At 55.6% G+C, this 22,562-nt stretch carries 22 protein-coding genes and 1 tRNA gene; 14 read left to right on the forward strand and 9 right to left on the reverse strand.

The features are described from left to right. Positions 1–115: 115 nt before the first annotated feature. Positions 116–1,555 carry an SEFIR domain-containing protein gene (locus ACR0BU_RS21755; protein WP_480738951.1) on the forward strand — a complete coding sequence of 480 codons (1,440 nt, stop codon included), beginning with the start codon at positions 116–118 and terminating at the stop codon, positions 1,553–1,555. 661 nt (positions 1,556–2,216) lie between these two features. On the opposite strand, the gene ACR0BU_RS21760 is transcribed toward ACR0BU_RS21755, so the two are convergent. The 4 genes from ACR0BU_RS21760 to ACR0BU_RS21775 all read right to left on the reverse strand — a co-directional run bounded on the left by ACR0BU_RS21760 (position 2,217) and on the right by ACR0BU_RS21775 (position 5,912). Further along, positions 2,217–2,293, reverse strand: a tRNA-Arg gene (locus ACR0BU_RS21760). 64 nt (positions 2,294–2,357) lie between these two features. Continuing rightward, positions 2,358–3,740, reverse strand: a complete 1,383-nt coding sequence (locus tag ACR0BU_RS21765; RefSeq protein WP_480738949.1) for an ATP-binding protein — start codon at positions 3,738–3,740, stop codon at positions 2,358–2,360. Between the two features lie 18 nt (positions 3,741–3,758). After that, positions 3,759–5,177 carry a dihydrolipoyl dehydrogenase family protein gene (locus tag ACR0BU_RS21770; RefSeq protein WP_480738948.1) on the reverse strand — a complete coding sequence of 473 codons (1,419 nt, stop codon included), beginning with the start codon at positions 5,175–5,177 and terminating at the stop codon, positions 3,759–3,761. Between the two features lie 3 nt (positions 5,178–5,180). Continuing rightward, complete coding sequence (locus ACR0BU_RS21775; protein ID WP_299077780.1) at positions 5,181–5,912, reverse strand: TVP38/TMEM64 family protein; 732 nt, start codon at positions 5,910–5,912, stop codon at positions 5,181–5,183. Between the two features lie 295 nt (positions 5,913–6,207). On the opposite strand from ACR0BU_RS21775, the gene rpmH reads away from it, so the two are divergent. From rpmH to yidD, 3 genes are read left to right on the forward strand one after another with little or no spacing between them, the layout of a single operon-like run. Further along, the gene (gene rpmH / locus ACR0BU_RS21780) at positions 6,208–6,342 is read left to right on the forward strand and encodes a 50S ribosomal protein L34 (protein WP_005632162.1); all 135 of its coding nucleotides are present in this window, start codon (positions 6,208–6,210) and stop codon (positions 6,340–6,342) included. Between the two features lie 26 nt (positions 6,343–6,368). Further along, entirely contained in the window at positions 6,369–6,794 is a 426-nt protein-coding gene (gene rnpA / locus ACR0BU_RS21785) for a ribonuclease P protein component (RefSeq protein ID WP_480738945.1), read from the forward strand. Then, the gene (yidD, locus tag ACR0BU_RS21790) at positions 6,791–7,024 is read left to right on the forward strand and encodes a membrane protein insertion efficiency factor YidD (protein ID WP_298937863.1); all 234 of its coding nucleotides are present in this window, start codon (positions 6,791–6,793) and stop codon (positions 7,022–7,024) included. The genes rnpA and yidD overlap by 4 nt, the downstream gene beginning before the upstream one ends. Before the next feature lie 5 nt (positions 7,025–7,029). On the opposite strand, the gene ACR0BU_RS21795 is transcribed toward yidD, so the two are convergent. Further along, positions 7,030–7,965, reverse strand: a complete 936-nt coding sequence (locus tag ACR0BU_RS21795) for an alpha/beta fold hydrolase (RefSeq protein ID WP_300074046.1) — start codon at positions 7,963–7,965, stop codon at positions 7,030–7,032. Between the two features lie 114 nt (positions 7,966–8,079). On the opposite strand from ACR0BU_RS21795, the gene ttcA reads away from it, so the two are divergent. The 10 genes from ttcA (at position 8,080) to ACR0BU_RS21845 (ending at position 17,938) form a co-directional block, all read left to right on the forward strand. Continuing rightward, positions 8,080–8,973 carry a tRNA 2-thiocytidine(32) synthetase TtcA gene (gene ttcA / locus ACR0BU_RS21800; protein ID WP_300074043.1) on the forward strand — a complete coding sequence of 298 codons (894 nt, stop codon included), beginning with the start codon at positions 8,080–8,082 and terminating at the stop codon, positions 8,971–8,973. Positions 8,974–9,037: 64 nt separating this feature from the next. Further along, positions 9,038–10,573: a putative bifunctional diguanylate cyclase/phosphodiesterase gene (locus ACR0BU_RS21805; protein WP_480738943.1), complete on the forward strand. Its 1,536-nt coding sequence runs from the start codon at positions 9,038–9,040 to the stop codon at positions 10,571–10,573. 126 nt (positions 10,574–10,699) lie between these two features. Beyond that, entirely contained in the window at positions 10,700–12,529 is a 1,830-nt protein-coding gene (gene yidC, locus ACR0BU_RS21810; protein ID WP_480738941.1) for a membrane protein insertase YidC, read from the forward strand. Then, positions 12,526–13,263 carry an MOSC domain-containing protein gene (locus tag ACR0BU_RS21815; RefSeq protein ID WP_480738939.1) on the forward strand — a complete coding sequence of 246 codons (738 nt, stop codon included), beginning with the start codon at positions 12,526–12,528 and terminating at the stop codon, positions 13,261–13,263. The genes yidC and ACR0BU_RS21815 overlap by 4 nt, the downstream gene beginning before the upstream one ends. Beyond that, positions 13,260–13,913: a ribosome biogenesis GTP-binding protein YihA/YsxC gene (gene yihA / locus ACR0BU_RS21820; protein WP_299077802.1), complete on the forward strand. Its 654-nt coding sequence runs from the start codon at positions 13,260–13,262 to the stop codon at positions 13,911–13,913. Before ACR0BU_RS21815 ends, yihA begins: the two co-directional genes overlap by 4 nt. Next, a complete protein-coding gene (locus tag ACR0BU_RS21825) occupies positions 13,910–14,278 on the forward strand; it encodes a DUF2946 family protein (RefSeq protein WP_298937856.1) in 369 nt (122 codons plus the stop codon). The genes yihA and ACR0BU_RS21825 overlap by 4 nt, the downstream gene beginning before the upstream one ends. 66 nt (positions 14,279–14,344) lie before the next feature. After that, a complete protein-coding gene (locus ACR0BU_RS21830; RefSeq protein ID WP_480738937.1) occupies positions 14,345–15,748 on the forward strand; it encodes a PepSY-associated TM helix domain-containing protein in 1,404 nt (467 codons plus the stop codon). A 114-nt stretch (positions 15,749–15,862) separates the two neighbouring features. Further along, entirely contained in the window at positions 15,863–16,726 is an 864-nt protein-coding gene (gene argB / locus ACR0BU_RS21835) for an acetylglutamate kinase (protein ID WP_480738935.1), read from the forward strand. Positions 16,727–16,748: 22 nt separating this feature from the next. Then, entirely contained in the window at positions 16,749–17,444 is a 696-nt protein-coding gene (locus tag ACR0BU_RS21840) for a ferredoxin (RefSeq protein ID WP_480738933.1), read from the forward strand. Beyond that, complete coding sequence (locus tag ACR0BU_RS21845) at positions 17,441–17,938, forward strand: SixA phosphatase family protein (protein ID WP_480738932.1); 498 nt, start codon at positions 17,441–17,443, stop codon at positions 17,936–17,938. Before ACR0BU_RS21840 ends, ACR0BU_RS21845 begins: the two co-directional genes overlap by 4 nt. Positions 17,939–17,986: 48 nt before the next feature. Here the strand turns inward: ACR0BU_RS21845 and ACR0BU_RS21850 are convergent, their stop codons facing one another. From ACR0BU_RS21850 to ACR0BU_RS21865, 4 genes are all read right to left on the reverse strand, one after another. Further along, positions 17,987–18,778 (reverse strand): amino acid ABC transporter ATP-binding protein, encoded by a 792-nt coding sequence (locus ACR0BU_RS21850; protein WP_298937852.1) that lies wholly within the window; start codon positions 18,776–18,778, stop codon positions 17,987–17,989. A gap of 12 nt (positions 18,779–18,790) precedes the next feature. Continuing rightward, the gene (locus ACR0BU_RS21855) at positions 18,791–20,089 is read right to left on the reverse strand and encodes an amino acid ABC transporter permease (RefSeq protein ID WP_299891622.1); all 1,299 of its coding nucleotides are present in this window, start codon (positions 20,087–20,089) and stop codon (positions 18,791–18,793) included. 3 nt (positions 20,090–20,092) lie between these two features. Further along, positions 20,093–21,325, reverse strand: coding sequence for an amino acid ABC transporter permease (locus ACR0BU_RS21860; protein WP_298937850.1), 1,233 nt, complete (start codon positions 21,323–21,325; stop codon positions 20,093–20,095). 125 nt (positions 21,326–21,450) lie between these two features. Next, entirely contained in the window at positions 21,451–22,467 is a 1,017-nt protein-coding gene (locus ACR0BU_RS21865) for an amino acid ABC transporter substrate-binding protein (RefSeq protein WP_298937849.1), read from the reverse strand. Positions 22,468–22,562: the final 95 nt, after the last annotated feature.

Consider the following 22,562-nt stretch of genomic DNA (forward strand, 5'->3'; position numbering starts at 1 on the left):
ATCACATATATAGGTGATGCGGCTATAAGATACCTGCTCAACCCCAATCCACTGGCCTCCCCTCGTCCTATTCGGTAAAGAAACGCCAAGCCAAATTTGAGCAGGAGTATACGTATTGGCAGCTATTAAGGTATTCATTTCATACAGTTGGTCTAGTCCAGAACATGAGGATTGGGTTCTTCGCCTTGCGACCGATCTCAGGGAGTCTGGTGTCGATGCTATCTTGGACAAATGGGACCTAAAAGAAGGTCATGAAGCCAATGCTTTCATGGAAAAGATGGTTTCCGACCCTGAAATATCAAAGGTTATTATCGTTTCGGATCGCGTTTATTCAGAAAAATCCAATAAGCGAACCGGCGGGGCAGGAACCGAGGCGCAGATTATCTCGTCCGAGATTTTCTCTAAAGAAGATCAAAACAAGTTTGTAGTTGCCGTTACGGAGTTGGGCGACGATGGCAAAGCGTTCGTCCCGGCATACTATACTTCACGAATATTCATCGACTTCACCGACGAAAGCAAGTTTGCAGGCAGTTTTGAACAACTCTTGCGGTGGATAGCAGATAAGCCAATCCACAAAAAACCTGAACTTGGGAGCCTTCCAAAGTACATTTCTGAACCCGACGACGCGGTCGTCTTGGCGACCAGTGCCGCCAAACGCAGAGCGATGGATGGCCTGACAAACTCAAAGACATTCGCTTACCCTGCCGCCAAGGAGTATCTTGAACTCCTCAGTCGCGAGTTGGAAAAATTTCGACTGCCACCCGATGTTTCTCCCGAAAGTGATGAATTTTCAGAGAATTTCCAGTCTTTCGCACCGTATCGAGATGAGTGCATAGAAGTCGTGCGTGCGATATCCGACTACACCGAAGATGAAAAATACATCGAACTTCTCCACGCATTCTTTGAGCGTTTCCATGGGTATTTTCATCCACCAAAGAATGTGAATAGTTACCGCGAAACTGACTTTGACAACTTCAAATTTTTTGCACACGAGCTGTTCTTGCATGTTGGAGCGACACTAATATCCTCTGGGCGATATGAAGCGTTCAACCATCTAGTGGCGACACCTTATTATCTGGCGCATGGACTTGATCGCGGGCAAGAACCGATGGGCAATTTTACAGAGTTCCGGCACTACCTGAAGTCCTTAGAAATCCGAAATCGGAGGCTCAACCTGAATAGATTATCACTGGCTGCGGATTTCCTTCATGACCGCGCAGGCGCTTCAGGCACCGATTTTTCAAAAATTATGGAAGTCGACTTTTTATTGTTCTTGCGTGCCGAACTCGCAGATCTCGGCGCCTATGACCGTTGGTATCCAGATTCATTGGTCTATTTGGGCTATGGTCACCGAGCATTTGAGATTTTTGAACGATCGCGGTCGAAACGATATTTTGAGCGGGTTCAGCCTGTACTCGGCAATGCCACAAAAGAAGACCTCGACAAGTTGGTTGAAGGCTATCGGGCCGACCCACAATCTCTTCCAAGATGGGAAGGCTCGCGGATCAGTCCAGTGAGTTTGATGGGAATACAAAACCTTTGTTCTATGCCGTAGCCTTAGCTTGGTTAAGTGTATGGACGAAAAACTGTCTGCAAAGAATCGTGCGGGTTTCAACTATATCCGCGCGGATTTTGTGACTTTGTGAATTCCACTTTTGGTCAAAAGCTGCCGCTGCGGGTAACTTATGCTGCGCATTTGGCTAATGTCCGCAAGGTGGCCCTAATGCTGTTTGCGGTTTGACAGAATGGTACAATCGCAAATGGCGGTAGGCCTTCTTCCCCTCATTTTCCTTTCGTGGGCCAGCGGGATTTGGACAAGCCAAACGCCCCTGGCCGTCAGGGTGAGGGCGCTGCCCTCCCCCTCGGGCAACCCTTTTAAACAGGGCCGTGTCCTCGGCTTTGCCTGCGGGCCGCACCACCCCTGTCGAATAGCGTTGCCTCGCCCCCTCCCGCGTTCGCCACGTGGCAGATTAGCAGGAACAGCAGCTTCGCTGTCTGTCCTACAAATCAGCTCTGATTTTCCGAAAGGGAAGACAGAACAAATCAAACTGCCTGCGGGAGCATAAAATGGGGGCGGTGTGTTAGTTGATGACGCAATGGTCAAATTCAACTGATGTCCAACGTTGGGGGCGCCTTCTGATGTCGAACGTTCACCTAGTTTCTGGTCCAACTATGACGGTTGGGTCAGGTTCGTGTGACGTTCAACAAGAAACCAGTGGCGGACCGAGGAGGATTCGAACCCCCGACCCCTTGATTCGTAGTCAAGTACTCTATCCAGCTGAGCTATCGGTCCGCGTTGGTGAGGCGCTGTTTAGACCCGGGACGTAGGACGTGCAAGACGATTCTTCGAAAAACCTTCAAAAAGTCATCTCCCCGCGAGGAAGCCTTATTTCAAACGTGGTTCCCTTAGGTCCAGTGTCTTTCAAGACAAGATCGCCCCCATGGCCACGAACCAGTTCCTGCGAAATTGCCAGGCCCAGACCAGACCCGCCTTTGCGCACCCCGCCCTGGAACGGGGTGAACAGATTTTCGCGCGCTTTGGGCGGCAATCCTGGACCTGTGTCGCGGATCTCGAGGCACCAACTGTCTTCAACTTCACGGCCGGCAATAGTGATCTGACCCGGCTTGCCAGATGCGACCAAAGCCTGCCTGGCATTCCGGACGAGGTTCATGATAACTCGGAACAGTTGTTCTGGGTCCGCTCGGGCAACGAGGTCGTTGGGCACATCGTTGACTACTTCCACGCACGCATCTGCGATCGCGAGTTGTTCGCTTGCTGCAACATCTTCGGCCAAATCCCGCAATCGGACCATGTTCAGCGTCGGAGCGGGCTCTTCGGCGCGGCCAAAGGCAAGCGTGTTTTCACAAAGCGAAACCGCGCGTGTTATCGAGTTCACCAGTTTTGGAGCCATCCGCCGCACAAGCGGGTCATCGCTGGCCTCAATCCGATCGGTAAACAGCTGAGCGGATGTCAGAATGTTACGTAAATCATGACTGACTTTGGCCACTGCCCCACCCAACTGAGCCAGCCTCTCACGTTGTTTGAGCGCCTGGGTCAGATCCGTTTGCAGCATCTTCAAGGCTTCTTCCGCCTCGCGCAGCTCGGTCACTTTGGAGTTCGGCGAGATGATACCCCGGGCATCCTCGGGCGCGCTGGCGTAGCGTTGCATGTAGCCGACCACGCTTTTGATTGGTCGGACAAGCACCACCCGCACCGCGAGAAACAGGAACGAGGCAGTAATGATGGAAATTACAAAGGACAGGCCCAGAATACGCCATCCGTAATCCGTCATCGCCATTCGCAGGGGGGCGCTGTCAGTTGTCACTTCGATCAGAAGACCGGCGCCTTTGACCGGCTCGCCGATCACACGGATGACCTGGTCTTCGACAGTGAATAAACGAGTCATCGCGTCACGGATTAGAACCCATGGTCCAGCATCCCTAAGGTCGTAGGTTTTAGCGATTTGTTCAGGAATGGGGGATGACAGCATCAACTGACGTACTTCGTCACGGCGCAGAACGACGTTATAGACACCAGCGTTTGCCAGCAGCTCGGCCTCAAGATCTTCGGCCAGCATGTCATCGGCCAACAGGGCCAGCGACGCAATCTGAGCACGTTCCAGGCGGTTCAGCAGGAAATCTTCCCGAAACCGTGCAATCGAAGGCACGAAGATCAATACCTCAGCCAACATCACGAAGACCGTTGTCAGGATCAGGAAACGTCCGGACAGCGAATTCAATGGGCGCTCCTTTTTCGGCTAGGGGATCCAGCGCTGGACGAATCTGACCACTCGTTTAACTGTCTGATTCTCAAACAGCCTTGGCGAGAAATAGGCCCCCGCGACGCGTTTGTTAAGCTCTCCGATTGTCGGATATGGGGACACCATCGCAGCAATCTGACCCATTTTCAGGTTATTGGCTATCGCCAGAGACCACAAATTGATCAATTCACCCGCCTGGTGGCCAACGATTGTGGCACCCACTGGACGACCTTTGACAACCATAACCTTGATAAAACCGGTTGTTCTTCGTTCCGCCACAGCACGGTCGTTGTGGTGAAAGTCAAACCGTGCAATTTCGACGTTTTTGCCGTGTTGCGCGTGCGCCTGCGCGTCGGTCAACCCAACTTGTGCCAGTTCCGGCTGCGTGTATGTGGCCCATGGGATATGGTTTGTCTTGGCTTTGGACGGCAGACCAAACAAGGCCGACCGGATGATAATGCCCGCGTGGTACCCGGCGACATGGGTGAATTGCATCCCGCCAGCGACATCCCCAATGGCATAAACCTTGCGGTTTGTCGTGCGCAACGCATCATCTGTTTTTATCCCGGTCCGCGTTCGGTCAATGCCTGCCACTTCAAGATTCAGACGCTCGACATTGGCCTTGCGCCCAGCCGCCAGCAACAGATGGGAACCAGCATAAATCTCACCGTTTTCGGTGACAACTTCGACTGCGCCATCAGAGCCCCGGATTTGCGCGACCATTGCGTTCTCGTGAATGGCGACCCCTTCCGAGCGCAAGGCATCGAGCACGACATCTGCCGCCTCGGGGTCATCTTTGCCCAGTGCCTTCATGCCTTCGATCACGGTCACTTTGCATCCCAGTCGAATATGGGCCTGGGCCATCTCCATACCGATCGGGCCACCCCCGATGATCAGCAGGTGGCCAGGTTTTTCTCGCAGCTCAAAGATGGTTTCGTTTGTGTAGAATGGGACGTTGTCGAGCCCGGGAATAGGCGGGACCAATGGTGAAGACCCTGTCGCAATCACCACGCGTCGCGCTGTGATCACCTGATCACCCGCCTGAACTTGAGTTGGAGAGACAAATGAACCGTATTCACGGATCACCTTGACGCCAAACCCCTCAAACCGCTCCTGACTGTCCATGGGCTCGATCTGGGCGATAACATCTCGGACATGGTCCTTGGCAGCAGCGTAGTCCACTTGAGGTGCGCTATCAGCAACACCAAAGACCGCCGAATGTGCTTGTCCGTAGGCTGCTTTGCCACTTGCAATCAAAGCCTTTGACGGCACACAACCGAAATTCAAGCAATCACCTCCCATCTTGTGGCCCTCCAGCAAGATGACATCGGCGCCCATCTGGCTGGCACCCGCGGCAACGGACAAACCACCCGACCCGGCCCCAATCACCAGGATATCGGTTTTCAGGTTTTTCATGTTTCAGACGTCCTTTCGGCCACGCAGGTATTTGATGCCGATCGGCAATGCAGCCAATACGCATAAACCAATGATTGGGCCAATCACAAAAGGTTCCCACAACAGCGACACATCAGGCGTCTCGCCTCGGTCGAATACGCCGCCCAAGCCAACACCGATCCAAGTATAGACGATCCCACCGGGGATAATGCCCAGCGCCGTTGTCAGCAGAAAGTTGCGGAACTTCACGCCGACCAAAGCCGGAACAAGGTTTGCGACAAAGAACGGAACTACTGGTACAAGCCGCAGCAGAAACAACACTGAGATTTCATTTTCCCGCAGCCCGTCCTTAAGCTTTTTGATGGAGCCTTCTGAGGATTCCAATCGCGCTGTCAACGACTCACCCAGGCCCCAACGTGCCGCTAGGAAAATCGCCGAAGCGCCGACCGTGGCTGCAAAAACGTTGAACACGGTTCCGGCAACCAGTCCAAAAAGGAACCCGCCGGTCATCGACGCAACGGCCGCGCCTGGCAAGGAAAACGCCACAACCACTATGTAAATCGCAATAAACGCCACCGTCATCGCCCAGTAATTCGCATCTCTCCACGCCAGCAATGCCTCGCGGTTGTCGCGCAGAGTTTCAAAGGTCAAGTAGTCCCCAAGTGTAAAGAACCCGACCGTGGCGACGGTAAGGATAACAAGCAATGGGATGTGACGTGCAATCCCGCTGCGTGGCGGTTGGGTCGTTTCGCTCATCTGGTTGTCCGGTTTTTTGGGTTCCATTCTCCTCACAAGATGCGCTGCCTGCGCGCGCAACAACAGAGTGTTCACGGCCCCTTGAAGTTTCCCGCCGCGAATGTGAGTGTTTTCTGTATAAAAGCCGGTTTTTGAAATGTTTTGCGACGACGGATTACAGAATTGTTGCAAAAGGCGCGAAAACCGCGTCCATGGGGTTTGACTTACCCTACTCTTAGCAGTAGAGGACGGGCTTCGAACACTACGGGCAGGCGAATCCGCGCCGCACCCGACCGCATAGATTGGAGACGGAGCGATGAAACGCACCTATCAGCCTTCGAACCTGGTTCGCAAACGCCGCCACGGTTTCCGCGCGCGCATGGCTACAAAAGCCGGCCGCAAAATCCTGAATTCACGCCGCGCCCGCGGTCGTAAATCGCTGAGCGCATAAAACCGCCCACCGATCAGGTTATGAACATGACGCCGCCGGAGGCCCCTGAGGATGGTAAGAACCAGCCCGGGGATACGCCCCCGGCGGCGTCCGTTTGCGCGCTTGAATCTCTGACTATTCTCAGGAACCGTTCCGATTTCCTCAAGGCAGCGCGGGCGCGCAGGCAAGGCACGTCCTCGATGATGGTGCAGGCCCGCAAGCGCGCCTCGGATGAGGCAACCGGGATTCGCGTTGGCTTTACCTGCTCCAAGAAAGTTGGCAATGCGGTTGCCCGTAACCGCGCCAAACGTCGGCTACGCGAAGTCGCGCGCGCCGTTTTGCCTGCCCATGGCCTTGATGGCTGGGACTATGTCCTGATCGGACGTGCCGATGTGACTGCCGCACGTCAATTTGATTCCCTTTTGGACGACTTTCGATACGCGCTGCGCAAGCTGCACACTGCCCAGAAATGACTTTGCTTGCGCATATCCTTGCCCTGCCCGTGCGGGCTTATCGTCTGGTCTTCAGCCCGTGGGTTGGCTTCAATTGCCGCTACCAGCCGACTTGCTCAGCCTATGCATTGGAGGCCTTGGAAAAACACGGCGCGATCAAAGGCGCGTGGTTGGCCGCACGCCGTATCGGCCGGTGCCATCCCTGGGGCGGCGATGGATATGACCCGGTTCCCGATCACCAAAAAGACTGAACTTCTCAGAGCAACGCCAAGTTGCCCCGATCCGTGAGTGCTCGGGTTGGAATCACCTCACGATCCAGCTTGCCCATAAAGGTATGGTGAAGGTCTTCGTAGAACCGCGGCGAGTCGAAATACCAGCTGTGGCTTGCTGATTTCCCGTCCGAAAAGTCAGCGCGATTGTCTTTGAAGAACTTGCCACAATAGAGGTTCACGGCCTTTTCGGGGTGTTCAGCGGGCAAACCTACACGGCCAAGCCTGCGTGATACGCCAACACGTTTCACCTCGGAAATCGACAGAGCTTCGTCAAAGGGGCTGTAGTAGCAGGTCAGCCGAGTGCATCTTCGCAGAAGCGATGACGACTTAGGATTGCCAACGCCAAGTGATTTCGACGAAACATCCGCGGCCACAAAGGCGACCTGACTGGTGGTCCAGCTGTGTTGCGCGGTTGTGTGATCATCATCTGCATAATCCATTGCCTCGCGCACCAGATACGTTCCCATGGAATGCGCCAGAACATGGATATTATAGCGGCAATCAGGCGTCTGCATCCGCGATAGCCTTTTGATGCCATGGGTGAACAATTTGTCCGCCGAACGACGCGCATCAGCCCGGTCCGAATTGTAGCCAAGCACCGACCCGTCGCTAGGCCAATCATAGCTGATAACTGTCCCTTTGAATCCGTGCGCCTCTAGCCCCGAGCGGATTTTACGATGGCGTTCCAACATCTCGAATTGCTCAGTGTTGAAGCCGTGCACGAAAATGACGATGTGCCCATTCTCTTCATCGTTTGCCCCGGCTTCGGCCTGAACCCTTTGTATCCAATCCGAAACCCGAATTTCGTGCTGCCGTGCAGGTCGTCTGGCATTGGTGGGGATGGCCAGATATCGCGTGCCCCCCGGTTTGTTCGAATAATGGTTGCCATCGCGGCCGCGGACGGAAAAAAAGTAGTCCATCGATCAATCCTTTCAAAAAATATCCGCACAGCATAGCACAAATTGTCTCCTGAATCAGGTCTTTGCAGCGCGGCGCTTCCATGGCATACGCCCGCAAGCCTGAGGAGAGCCGACATGCTGGACGATGACAGCGACATCCATCCCCTATTCGCCGGGGCGCCCTCGACCACCGAGTTCAAAAAGCTGCGCAAACGCATCGTGCGCCAGACCCGCGAGGCTATTGAGCAGTATGGGATGGTGGCGCCATCTGCACATGACAAGGACGGCAAAGCGCCTCGCTGGCTGGTCTGTTTGTCGGGCGGCAAGGACAGCTATACCCTTTTGGCGGTTCTATACGAATTGAAGTGGCGCGGATTACTGCCGGTGGATCTATTGGCCTGCAACCTGGATCAGGGGCAACCGGGCTTTCCAGCCACCGTATTGCCAGAGTTTCTGGACCGGATGGGCGTGCCCCACAGGATCGAATATCAAGACACATATTCAGTGGTTATGGATAAGGTCCCGCAGGGACGCACGTTCTGCGCGCTGTGCTCGCGGTTGCGGCGGGGAAACCTGTATCGCATCGCGCGTGAAGAAGGATGCTCGGCCGTTGTCCTGGGTCATCACCGGGACGATATCCTTGAGACGTTTTTCATGAATCTGTTCCACGGCGGACGGTTGGCCACGATGCCACCCAAGCTGGTGAATGAGGAAGGTGATCTGTTTGTGTATCGCCCGCTGGCCCATGTGGCCGAGGCGGATTGCGAGAAGTTTGCCAAAGCCATGACATATCCCATCATTCCTTGTGACCTGTGTGGGAGTCAGGACGGGTTGCAGCGTCAGCAGGTCAAACAGATTCTGGATCAGTGGGAAAAGAACACCCCGGGTCGTCGGCAAGTCATGTTCCGCGCGCTGACAAACGCGCGTCCATCTCATCTTTTGGATCCGAAACTATTTGATTTCACGGGTCTTTCTCTGAAGTTAGACAAAAACGCAGAAAATTCGGACGAAATTCCTGTGTTGCGTTAACAACTGACTCAGACTGGTTTCCTACGCTCGGCCGTGCGCGATCTATGCCCAAGGCCGAAAACCAATGCGGAACCATCCTTCTTTTGACCGATTTGCCCATTCTCTTATCAGAACTCTGAACAGCCCAGCCGCGTTGGCCTTTCTCCCAGCGCTATGCCTAGGTGCCTTTTGGGTCGGAGGGGAGCGCGCGCTTGTTGCTGCGGCTCTGGGCCTGCCACTGGCGTATGCGGGCGTTGGCATACTAGGTGTGGGCGGCGCAGCACGATCCAACCGGCACACTGGCGGCTTAGTGGCAAATGATCGGTTTGAACTTGAGCTTGAAAAGGTGTTTGAGGCTGCAAATCGCAGCGGCGAAACCTCGGCCTGCATTGCTGTGGCGCTGGACGACTACAACCAGTTGCTTGATCTTCACGGACAAGCGGCAGCAAACCACGTAACGGAACAGTTCTGCACCCGCGTTCTGTCCATGATCCGCACCCGCGACGTCGCCACGCGCGTCGGTGGAAACAAAATGCTGATCGGCTTGCGGCCAGCTCAACAGCTAGATTTGGAAGCATGTATTCAGATGACGGGACGCATCCAATCCGTAGTCGAGGACCCCGTGATGCTGAACGGCACGGGTTTGTACATGTCGTGTTCCATCGGCTTTTGCCTCAGTACGAACGAAACAAGTAGCACCGCAGAACAGTGGATCAACGCCGCAACTGGCGCACTGGTGGAGGCGCAGCAAAGTGGACCATCTACAATCAGGGCGTTTTCAACGGAAACACGGCGCAGGTCGCGGATCAGGACCAATTTACGCAAGGAATTTGATGCTGCACTAAGCAGCGGAGAGATCTGCCCCTGGTTCCAACCGCAGGTGTCTACTGATACCGGGCGCATTACAGGTTTTGAAGCTCTGGCGCGTTGGGAACACCCGCAAAAGGGCGTTTTGGGACCGCATGTCTTCCTACCGTTTGCAGAGCAGGCAGAACTCATGGAACGTCTTGGGCAAACAATACGCCACCACGCATTTACCGCCATGCAGGCCTGGGATCGCGCGGGTGTCGTCGTTCCCCGAATTGGCGTGAACTTTTCCTCAGACGAATTGCGAGACCCGGGCCTTGTTGATCGCCTCAAGTGGGAGTTGGACCATTTCGACCTGACACCGGACAGGCTGGCGATCGAGGTTTTGGAAACCGTTTTTTCTAGGCGACCCAACGACGTGATCACGCGCAACGTCACCGGTCTCGCCGCCCTGGGATGTTGCATTGATCTGGACGATTTTGGAACCGGGCACGCGTCGATTGCGTCAATCAAACGCTTCAACGTCTCGCGGATCAAAATCGACCGATCGTTTGTTGCCAAATCAGATCAAGACCCCAGCCAACAGCAACTCGCCAGCGCCATTCTGACCATGGCCGAACGATTGCAGCTCGAGACACTGGCCGAAGGTGTCGAGACGCCCGGAGAACACGCTTTGATGGCGCAATTGGGCTGTGACAATGTTCAGGGGTTCGGGATTGGGAAGCCCATGCCCTTTGATCAGACGCTGGATTGGATCGCCACGTATCGCAACAAAGTCAACGGTGTTCCAAAAATCGGACGGCAAACTGGGTAAAGGACCTGAGTTTACCGCAAAGAAGATCCATGCATGACGAATTAAAGGGCGATTCCGCTTGACCTTTCGGCCTGCACTCTGTTGAACCCTGCGGGTGTCTTTCACTGCTCAAGGTGGCTGTCCCAGATGGACGATCAGAACAAGAATCTCATCCTCGCAACCGCGCTCAGCTTCCTGGTGATACTGGTTTGGTTTGTCCTGTTCCCCCCACCAGAGCCGGCACCAATACCCGAGCAGTCCGAAATCACCACTGCGCAAGGTGATGAGGTTCAAGCCCCAAGCGCGTCCGGCACAGGCACCGTGGGTGAGGCGACAGCTTCCGCCGAAGAGACGTTGCCAGAGGATCAAGCCCCCCGCGTGCAGATCGACACACCACGCCTGAAAGGCAGCCTGTCTTTGTCGGGTGGCCGCATTGATGAGCTGTTCCTGAAGGACTACAAGGTTTCGATCAAAGAAGGCGCTCCGATTGTCGAACTCCTGTCACCGGTCGGATCAGAATCCGCCTACTATGCGCTTTATGGTTGGGCGCCAGGTGCCGGTGTGACTGGCACGGATGTTCCCGGCCCAAACACCCTATGGGCGCTTGAACAGGGTGAAACGCTGGGCGTTGACGCCCCGATCACTCTGGTCTGGCGCAATGAAAACGGCCTGACGTTCCGCCGCACCATTTCGGTGGACGAGGATTATATGTTCTCTGTCATGCAATCGGTGGAAAACGCGACTGAGGCCGAGGTTGGCATGGCCCCCTATGGTATTCTGGCCCGTCACGGAATTGGCGAAGACGGGGACCTGCCCGACTTGAAAAACTTCTTCATCCTGCATGAAGGCGTGATGGTCATGGCCGATGGCGTTCTGGACGAAATCGATTATGGCGACGTTCAGGATTTCGACATCGATCCAGTTGAACGCGCCCAAGCTGAGGTGTTTCAGGTCAAAGAAGGCGGCTGGGTTGGGTTTACCGATCATTATTGGATGACCACCCTAATCCCCGAGGAAGGTGCGACCTTCAAAGCTGCGGCAAAATACGATGCCCGTCGCAAGATTTATCAGACGGAAACGGTTCTACCGACCCTGACCGTTGCACCCGGCGCGACCGAGCAAGTGACGACGCGCCTGTTTGCAGGGGCGAAGGAGTGGGAAACCATCCGCGAGTATGAGGCGGAAGGGGTGCAGAAGTTTATCGAGAGCATCGACTGGGGTTGGTTCTCTTTCCTGACGAAGCCGATTTTCTGGCTGCTGCACAACATCAACGCCCTGATCGGCAACATGGGTTGGTCTATCATCGGCCTGACCCTGATTATCAAAGCAATCCTGTTCCCGCTTGCCTTCAAATCCTATGTCTCGATGGCAAAGATGAAGGAATTGCAGCCACAGATGGAGGCCCTGAAAGAGGCCGCAGGTGACGACCGCCAGAAGATGCAGCAAGGCATGATGGAGCTGTATAAGAAGGAAAAGGTGAACCCTGCCGCAGGCTGTTTGCCGATCCTTATGCAGATCCCAATCTTCTTCTCATTGTATAAGGTGATCTTTGTCACGATCGAACTGCGTCAGGCCCCCTGGTTTGGTCCGTTCCAAGACCTCAGCGCTCCGGATCCAACCTCGATCATGAATTTCTTTGGCTGGCTGCCCTGGGCGGGACCACAGCCAGATACCATCATGGCCCTGATCTTCATTGGTATCCTGCCCCTGCTGTTGGGCATCTCGATGTGGCTGCAGCAGAAACTGAACCCGGCCCCGACTGATGCGACGCAGGCGATGATCTTTGCCTGGATGCCATGGGTCTTCATGTTCATGCTGGGCGGATTTGCGAGTGGTCTGGTTGTTTACTGGATCGCCAACAACACGATCACCTTCACGCAGCAGTACCTGATCATGCGCAGTCAGGGGTACAAGCCGGACGTATTTGGTAACATCATATCCGGGTTCAAACGAACGCCAAAAACGGATGACAAATGACCGGATCGATCACCAGTCTGTGGCGACATCCGATCAAAAGCCACGGGCGCGAAAGCCTTGATGATGTAACCGTATCTCCCGGGCAGACACTGCCCGGGGATCGCGTTTGGGCCGTCGCGCACGAGGCGTCAAAAGCCGACGGCAGCAAATGGGTGCCCTGTGCCAATTTCAGTCGCGGATCGAAGGCGCCAAATCTGATGGCAATTTCGGCTCGTCTTGAAGGCGACACTGTTACGCTCAGCCATCCTCAACAACCAGATTTGCGGTTTGCCCCGGATACTGAGCAGGATGCGTTTCTGAACTGGGTCAAGCCATTGATGCGCGCAGATCGCGCCGCATCGGCACGCATCATTCGCGTTCCGGGCCGCGGGATGACAGACAGCGATTTTCCGTCCATCAGCTTTTGCAACATGGCCTCGCACCGTGCAGTTGAACAGAAGCTGGGCCGTGACCTGTCGATTTGCCGCTGGCGGGGGAACATCTGGTTTGATGGCCTGCCTCTATGGGAAGAATTTGACTGGCTGGGTAAGGACGTTCAGGTCGGAGAGGCCGTGTTCCATGTGCGCGAACGCATAGTGCGTTGCCTTGCAACCACTGCCAATCCAGAGACCGGTGAGCGGGATGCCGACACGCTTGGCGCATTGAACAGCTGGGACCATCAGGATTTCGGCGTTTACGCCGTCGTGGTTCGGGGCGGCAACATCCGTGTCGGTGACAAGGTTCAGGTGCTATGACCGCACTTCCTTTTCCACTGGCCGAAGACCCCGACGCCTTTGCATTGGAACGCGGACGTAAATTGTTCGCTGGCCCGTCGGAGTTCGTCAAAGGTGTCGTCGCAATGGACGGCCTGCCAGCCCCTGACCGGCTTGAGGTTTGTTTCGCAGGTCGGTCAAACGTGGGAAAATCCAGCCTGATCAATGCGCTGACCGGCACCAAAGGTTTGGCGCGCGCCTCAAACACGCCGGGGCGCACGCAAGAGATCAACTTTTTCTCGCAGGGCCCAGAGCTGTATTTGGTCGACCTGCCGGGATATGGCTATGCCAATGCGCCGCTTAAGATTGTCGAGAAATGGCAGCGACTTCTGAAAAAATACCTGAGCGGACGACAAACCCTGCGTCGCGCCTTTGTTCTGATCGACGCGCGCCACGGGGTAAAACCGGTTGATGATGAGATCATGAAGCTCTTGGACACCAGCGCGGTTACTTTTCAGTGCGTTATGACCAAAGCGGATAAGGTTAAGTTCAAGGATCGTGAAAAAGTGCTGGATCAGGTGCGCACCGCCTTGTCCAAACACCCGGCGGCCTACCCAGAAATCGTACTAACGTCATCTGAAAAGAATGACGGTGTTCCAACATTGCGCTCCATCATCGCGCATCTGGAATGAGAGCCATCGCGCGCCTCCTCAGTCTTGTGACGCTTCTTGCTTTGGTCGCGACCGGAGCAATCCCGCAGGGTTGGATGCCAACGCAGGGTCAGGACGGCAAACTCCTGCTTGTCATATGCACCGGAGAAGGAGCGGTCGAGCAATGGGTCGATCTGGACCCAAGCGACCCAATGCATGATGAGACGGACCGCCGATCGGAGTGTTCGTTTGCGGGGCTGTTTGCGGATGTACATGTGCCAAATTCGGGCGCCCTGAAACACCTCGACTTTCCGGTACAACTGCGCTGGGCGCACGCAGAATTCACCCGCCGCAGCGCGGGTTTCCATGCGCGCTATGACGCGCGAGCGCCACCCCAAATCTCCTGAATTAGGGAAGTCCTGTTTGAACCTGCGCACCTCGTGCGCGGGGCAATTCCGCATCTGGAGATTGATATGGCAATGAACGGCCAAACTGTGGGTGAAAGCCCGGCGCAGAACAGTACTGCGCAAAAACTCTATTTTGCTGCCTGGAGGTGGCATTTCTACGCCGGCATATTTGTGATCCCATTCCTGACAATTCTCGCCGCAACCGGGTTGATGATGATGTTCATCACGCAAATTGACGGCCGTGATGGCGAAAAGATCAGCGTCGAAGTTCAGGGCATGGCCCTGTCCGCTTCTCAACAAGCCGAGGTCGCTCTGACCAAAGTGCCGGGATCGGTGGTTGAGTGGATTGGCCCAAAAGCAGACAATCTGGCCACTGTTTTCCGCATCGAAACGGAAGGCGGTCAGCGCCTTGTCGCCGTAGATTCCTATGCTGGTGAGGTGCTGGAAATATGGGATCGCAGGGCTGGCTGGTATGATTTTGCAGACAACGTTCACTCATCCCTCATGATCGGAACGACCGGAGACCGGATTCTCGAAATTGCTGCCGGGCTAAGCCTGGTTCTGGTTTTTACCGGCCTCTACCTTTGGTGGCCGCGTGGAAACGCAATGTCAGCGTTTGTGCCCAATCTTCGCGCCAGGGGACGCGCCCTGTGGAAGTCGCTTCACGCCGTCGTCGGGTTCTGGATGTCGGGGTTGCTGGTGGTCTTCTTAATCTCAGGCTTGTCCTGGGCTGGCGTCTGGGGCGGTATGTTCGTCCAGGCCTGGAGCAGTTTTCCAGCCGAGAAATGGGACAATGTCCCGTTGTCGGATGATCTGCATGCCAGCATGAACCACGGGCATCAGAATGACGTCCCGTGGGCGCTCGAGCAAACACCGATGCCCGCGTCCGGATCTGAGGCAGGTGTTGACGGGGTGCCCGAGGGTACGAATATCGATATCGACGCGCTCGTTTCGCTTGGAACCGCGCTCGACATGACGGGCCGTTTCCGCGTGGCTTACCCCAACGGTGACAGCGGGGTCTGGACACTGAACCGGGACAGCATGAGCAGCGATTCAACAGATCCGGTAAGTGACCGCACCGTTCACGTAGATCAGTACACCGGAAAGATCCTCGCAGATGTGCGATATGAGGATTACTCGCTGATGGGCAAAAGTATGGCCCTGGGTATCCCGTTTCACATGGGTTTGATGGGCATGTGGAACTTTGTGCTCAACGTGGTGTTCTGCTTGTCGGTGATCTTCGTCTGCGTCTCAGGTGTTGTGATGTGGGTTAAACGTCGACCTCGAAGCGCCGGACGGTTGGCGGCCCCACCACTACCGGTGGAAATGCCGCTTTGGAAAGGTGCCGTTCTGATCGGACTGTTCACGGCAATGGCCTTCCCGCTGGTCGGCCTGACACTGCTTGGCGTTCTGGCCTTTGATCTGCTGATCCTGAACAATATTCCAGCAATGAAACGGGCACTAAGCTGATCTGGAACGGGCTGCGCTGAACAGGCGCGGCCCCACATTGCAGCAATTGCTGCTATCTGGTCTTGGCAGCCCGTTCTAAAGGCCCTAACAGGGTTGATCAGAGGACTGACAGCCATGAAGACAAGAGATATGAACCGGGATTGGATCGCAACTGCCGCCACACTAAACAGCGCACTGCCTTACCTGCAGCGCTATGACGGCGCCATTGTCGTCATCAAACTGGGTGGCCACGCCATGGGCAGTGACGAAGCCATGGAGAGCTTTGCCCGTGATGTGGTTCTGATGCGGCAGGTCGGTGTGAACCCTGTTGTCGTGCATGGTGGCGGGCCGATGATCAACTCGATGTTGGACAAGCTTGATATCCAGTCCGAGTTTGTAAATGGAAAACGTGTCACCGACAAAGCCACGGTCGAAGTTGTTGAGATGGTGCTTTCGGGTCTTGTTAACAAACGTATCGTTCAAGCCATCAACCGTCAGGGCGGCACCGCTGTCGGCCTTTCGGGTAAAGACGCCAATCTGATGAGCTGCGAACAAACGGATGCCTCTTTGGGGTTCGTAGGCACACCCGCGCAGATGGATCCGAAGGTTTTGCATGATCTGTTTTCACATGACGTGATCCCGGTCATCGCACCGCTGGGTGCTGGCAATGACGGGGAAACATTCAACGTCAACGGAGACACGGCGGCGGGGGCAATCGCCTCGGCCTTGAAGGCAGACCGCCTTCTGCTTCTGACGGACGTCTCTGGCGTCAAAAACGCTGCCGGTGATGTGGTGACCGAACTGAAAGCTGGACAGATCCGCGAGATGACGAGTGAAGGAACAATTGCCGGAGGGATGATCCCGAAAACCGAAACCGCGCTGGACGCTTTGCACAGCGGCGTGCGTGCGGTTGTCATTCTGGACGGTCGTGCGCCGAATGCGGTATTGCTGGAATTGTTTACTGAACACGGCGCGGGGTCACTGATCCGGCCAGACTAAGCCGAAAACGCGCGGAGGGGGCATGGTAGAGCAGTCAAAGGCCGCCTTTGATCCAGATCCAGATTCTTCCTACGCCCGGATCGAAGAGGCCGCCAACGAGGCTGGGCTGATGGTGATGGGCGCGCTGCATCCCCGCGCGACACAGGCCAGAAACCTCGAGTCTGGTACGTTGATTTTGCTCGGCGCAGCTGGAGCATTCTGGCCCGCGCTAAAGACGTCACCCGAATGGATGGATCAACGCCCGGATCCAGTTGACCGATGGTCTTTGCGGGTCATCGGAAACATGGCTCAGAATCTAGGTGCGCAGGCTCATTTTCCCTTTGGCGGCCCACCATATGCCCCGTTCATCGACTGGGCGCTTAAGTCAGGGCGAACGTTCAGCAGCCCTGTCGGGGCGCTGGTGCATGACACAGTAGGAATGATGATCTCGTTTCGCGGCGCGCTTCACTTCTTATCTGAATTTGACCTACCAGACGCGTCGGCGCCCTCTCCCTGCACCGCGTGCGACGCGCCTTGCACAACGACCTGCCCTGTGGGCGCGTTGAACGCCAAGAGTTTCTACAATGTCGACGCCTGCCACAATTACCTGAGCTCGGCAGCGGGCCAAATCTGCATGACAGGTGGATGTGCCGTGCGATTGGCCTGCCCTCTCAGTAAAAGCGCGGGCCGCCTTGCGGAACAGTCAGCCCACCACATGAAAGCGTTTCACCCGACATGAGCCTCACCTTGATCCTGACACGCCATGCAAAATCAAGTTGGGATAACCCGCTGCAATCAGACCATGACCGTCCTTTGAACAAACGCGGGCGCAAATCGGCACCTGCCATTGGTGCTTGGTTGACAAGAAATAGCTGGCTCCCTGATGAGATTATCAGTTCTACCGCTGCCCGCACACGCGAAACGTTTGACAGGATGGGGCTACGGCCCAACTCAACTGGCTTCACGCACCGTTTGTATCACGCCGGGCCCCATGACATACTAAGCGTCCTGAAGGGCGCCACAGGGCACTGTGTGTTGATGCTGGGGCACAATCCTGGGATCGCGGCATTTGCCAAGCAGATTGTCCGACAAGCTCCGAACCACACACGGTTCCACGATTATCCAACCTGTGCGACGACCGTTATCCGCTTTGGTGTTGCCAATTGGGCAGATGTCCAATGGCACAGCGGTGAGGTTTTGGGCTTTGTCATTCCGCGAGAACTGCTGGAATAGAAAAAGGCGGGGACCTGCCCCGCCTTCTTACATTGATATTGAACTGGATCAGTGCCCCAGAATCTGGCTGAGGAACAGCTTGGTCCGCTCGCTTTTGGGGTTGTTGAAGAACTCTTCCGGTTCGTTCTGTTCCACGATTTGACCGGCATCCATAAAGATCACGCGGTTGGCGACCTGACGGGCAAAGCCCATCTCGTGGGTCACGCACAGCATGGTCATACCTTCTTCGGCCAGCTCGATCATGGTGTCGAGCACCTCTTTGATCATCTCCGGGTCCAGCGCCGATGTCGGTTCATCGAACAACATGATCCGCGGCATCATGCACAGGCTTCGGGCAATCGCCACACGCTGCTGCTGACCACCCGAAAGTTGACCGGGATACTTGTCGGCCTGTTCTGGAATCTTGACCTTTTCCAGGAAGTGCATCGCACGCTCTTCGGCCTCTTTCTTGGGCGTCTTGCGCACCCAGATCGGGGCCAGCGTGCAGTTTTCCAGAATGGTCAGATGTGGGAACAGGTTGAAGTGTTGGAACACCATGCCAACCTCGGACCGGATCTTGTCGATATTCTTGAGGTCATTCGACAGCTCGATCCCATCCACAACGATAGAACCCTGCTGGTGTTCTTCCAGCGCGTTCAGGCAGCGGATCAGGGTTGATTTCCCTGACCCCGACGGGCCCGCGATCACGATCCGCTCGCCCTGATTGACGGTCAGATTGATGTCGCGCAGCACGTGGAAAGATCCGTACCACTTGTTCATTCCGTTGATGTCGATGGCGATCTCATCGCTCACCTGCATTTTGGAGCGGTCGATTTCACGTTCAATTGCAAGTTCAGACATGTGTTGAACTCCTTAATGATGATCAGTGGCAAGACGACGTTCGAGCCACTGCGAATATTGTGAGATGCCGTAGCACACGACAAAGAACAGGAGCGATGCAAAGCCAAGCAGCTCCCAGTAAACGCCATTCCATTCGGTCGAAGCCAGGATCGGTCCGCGAATCATGCCCAACAGGTCGAACATCGAGATGACCGAGACCAGCACGGTATCCTTGAACAGACCCACTGCGACATTCACGATACCAGGGATCGAGATCTTCAGTGCCTGCGGCAAGATGATCAGCCGCATAGCCTGAGGGTAGTCGAGACCCAGACTGTCCGCTGCTTCGTACTGCCCGCGCGGCAAGGCTGCCAGACCGCCGCGGATCACCTCGGCGATATAAGCGGCCGAGAACATGGTGATCATGATCACGACGCGCAGGAACAGGTCGACCGTGCTGTCAGGCGGGAAGAAATACGCCAGCATCACCGAAGCAACAAACAGCAGCGTGATCAAAGGCACGCCACGAATGAATTCGATGAAGATGACGCAGACCCACTTGATCAGCGGCATGTTCGACTGACGTCCCAATGCAAGCGCGATACCCAAAGGCACAGAGAGCGACACGCAGGTCACACCCAGCATCATGTTCAACATGAAGCCACCCAGATCACGGCTGGGCACGGGTGAAAGCCACGCATTTTCTGATGCGCTTTCAGGGATCAATGCGCCGCCGATGTTCCAGATCACCAATGCAACAACGATGGCCCCAAAGAACCCCGCAGCAAAGCTGTTCTTGCCAAATTTCTGGAAGACGCCGCCTGCAACCACACATCCGATCAGGGCAACCAGCGGTACCAGGATGCTGCCACCCCAGATCAGCCAGAACGCGATGAACGGGTAGACGGCTGTGAACAACAGCAATTTGCGCGGCAGGTCAAAGAACAGAACCGGAGCAAACGCAACCAGCATAAGGATAAAGGCCAGGTTTGGACGCCAATAGGCATCGACGGGGTATTTGAAGCCATAAATCAGCTGCGGCCAGCGTTCGGCAAGAACTGCGAAACACGCACCGGTTTTACCCGCCAATATCTCGCGACACTCTGCCAACGAATTCGCATTCCAGACCCCATTAAAGATCCAAGGCAACGTGTTTTTTAACAGCAGATAGATCAGGATCAGCGACAGAACCGTCAGGATCGTGTTCGCCACGCCTGAAAACAGGTTCTCACGCAGCCACTTGACCACGCCCGTTTCGCGGGCAGGAGGGGGTGACTCCGGGATGTTCCCGTCAGCCACAAACGCGATCGGATTGTTTGTTTGATCAGCCATGGCTCAGCGCTCCTTCAGCTTAACGGAAGCGTTGTAGAAGTTCATCACCGTCGAAATCAGCAGCGAAGCCGTGAGATAGAACAACATCAGCAACAAAACACATTCGATCGCGCGACCGGTTTGGTTCAGCGTGATGCCACCCAGCGTCGCAGTGATATCCGCATATCCCACGGCAATCGCCAGCGACGAGTTTTTGGTGATGTTCAGATACTGAGAAATCAATGGTGGAATGATCACACGCAGCGCCTGTGGCAGCACCACAAGGTTCATGATCCGGCCCTGACGCAACCCCAGAGCGGCCGCGGCCTCGGTCTGACCCTTCGAGATGGCCTGAATGCCGGCGCGCACGTTTTCTGCGATAAACGCGCCAGTATAAATCGACAGTGCAAACCACAGCGCGATCAGCGGGCCACCTACATTGATGCCGCCGCTGAAGTTGAACCTTTTGAGTTCCGGGATGTTCCAGGTCAGGCCCATCACAAGCATCAGCAGTGCAAAGGGCACCAGCCATACACCCAGTTTCAAAAGCAGCGTCTTGGGCCGTTCACCGGTCTCTTCCTGCTTCTTTGTTGCGCGTTTTTCGATTTCGCGCGTGGCGAACCAGGACCCAATCAGAAACGCAATAACCAGCAACCAGTTGAGTGCTGTTGAGCTGAACAGCCCATTCGCGAACTCAGGGCGCGGTATATATGCACCCCGGTTGGTGAACGCAAAAGCGTCGAACAGCATGCTGGATGACGGGTTTTCGCCACGAAAAGCGCTTGGTGCAGGTAGAACGGCCGTCATGATCGTAAAGATGATGATGATCCAGATCAGCACCGGAATGTTCCGGAAGATCTCGACGTAGACCGCCATAAGTTTCGACACGAGCCAGTTGTTGGAAAGCCTCAACACACCGGCGGCGACACCAAAGATGGTCGCGGTGATACAGGCAAGAAACGCGACAAGCAGCGTGTTCAGCAGACCGACCAGAGCCGCACGTGCGTGCGAGGATTGGCTGTCGTATTCGACCAGTCGCTGGTTGATGTCGTACCCGGCAGAGTCGCCGAGGAATGAATAGGAAATATTGAGCCCTGCGGCTCTCAAATTCTGGATCAGGTTGTTGCCTAGATACCAGATACAAAGCGCAATAACGATGGCCGCGATCACCTGAAATGTTAGTGAGCGATAGCGGGTATCGTTTATGAGCATCGACAGCCGAAATTCAGATTTCGGCGGGTCAGTCATAGTCGACATATTTTGGGATCCCCGTAGCTTGCGGGCTACTTACTCTGGCGAGGTTTTCCCCGCTCTACATCTGCCCGCAGCAGTTTATTGTGGAAGAGGGCGCGGGTTGCCCCGCGCCCTCTTCCGTTTATGTCTTAGCGGAACGGCGGTGAGTACAGCAGACCGCCATCGGTCCACTGTGCGTTCAGACCGCGTGCCAGACCAATCGGAGTTTCTTCCCCGATGTTTTTGGCAAATACTTCACCATAGTTACCACCCGCTTTAACAGCGCGTGCCGCCCAATCAGCGTCCAGGCCCAGCATCTCGCCCAGGGTACCTTCAGTGCCCAGCAGACGGTTGACTTCCGGGTTGTCGGTGCCAGCGCTCAGCTCATCGATATTCGCCGAAGTGACGCCCAGCTCTTCGGCTGAGATCATGGCGTTCAGAGTCCAGCGGACAACATCGCCCCACTCGTGATCGCCGTGACGGACCAGTGGGCCCAGCGGCTCTTTCGAGATGATTTCAGGCAGCAGCACGTGCTCATCCGGGCTTTCGAACGTGGCACGGGTTGCGGCCAGACCCGAAGCGTCAGTGGTGTATACGTCACACGCACCGGCCAGGTACTGCTGCTGTGCTTCGGCGTTGGTTTCGATCGGAACCGGCTCGTAGCTGATGTTGTTGGCACGGAAGAAATCGGCCAGGTTCAGCTCGGTGGTGGTGCCGGTCTGGATGCAGACACGGGCGCCGTCCAGTTCCTTGGCCGAACTTACGCCCAGTGCCTTGGGAACCATGAAGCCCTGACCGTCATAGTAGTTAACACCAACGAATTCGAACTTCAGGTCGACGTCGCGGCTGAAGGTCCAGGTTGTGTTACGGGCCAGCATGTCGATCTCGCCCGACGCCAGCGCGGTAAAGCGTGTCTTACCGGTGGTCGGAACAAATTCAACAGCGTTCGCGTCACCCAGAACGGCCGCAGCAACCGCACGGCAGACGGATACGTCAAAACCTTGCCATTCGCCATTTGCGTCAGGCGCTGCAAAGCCGACCAGACCTGTGGTCACACCGCAGTTCAGTGTACCGCGCGCCTTAACGTCGTCGACGGTTCCTGCCACGGCTGCACCAGCGGCCAGACCGGCAACTGTTGCCGCGCCCAAGATTACGGATTTTTTCATTTTTACCTCTTCCTGATTTTCCGCCCCTGATTGAGGCGGCTCTGTCCGGCAAGTGGATGCCAGAAAGGTTACCCCAAAGGTGTCTCCCCTTTAGT

It is taken from the genome of Ruegeria sp. CK2, assembly GCF_056536585.1.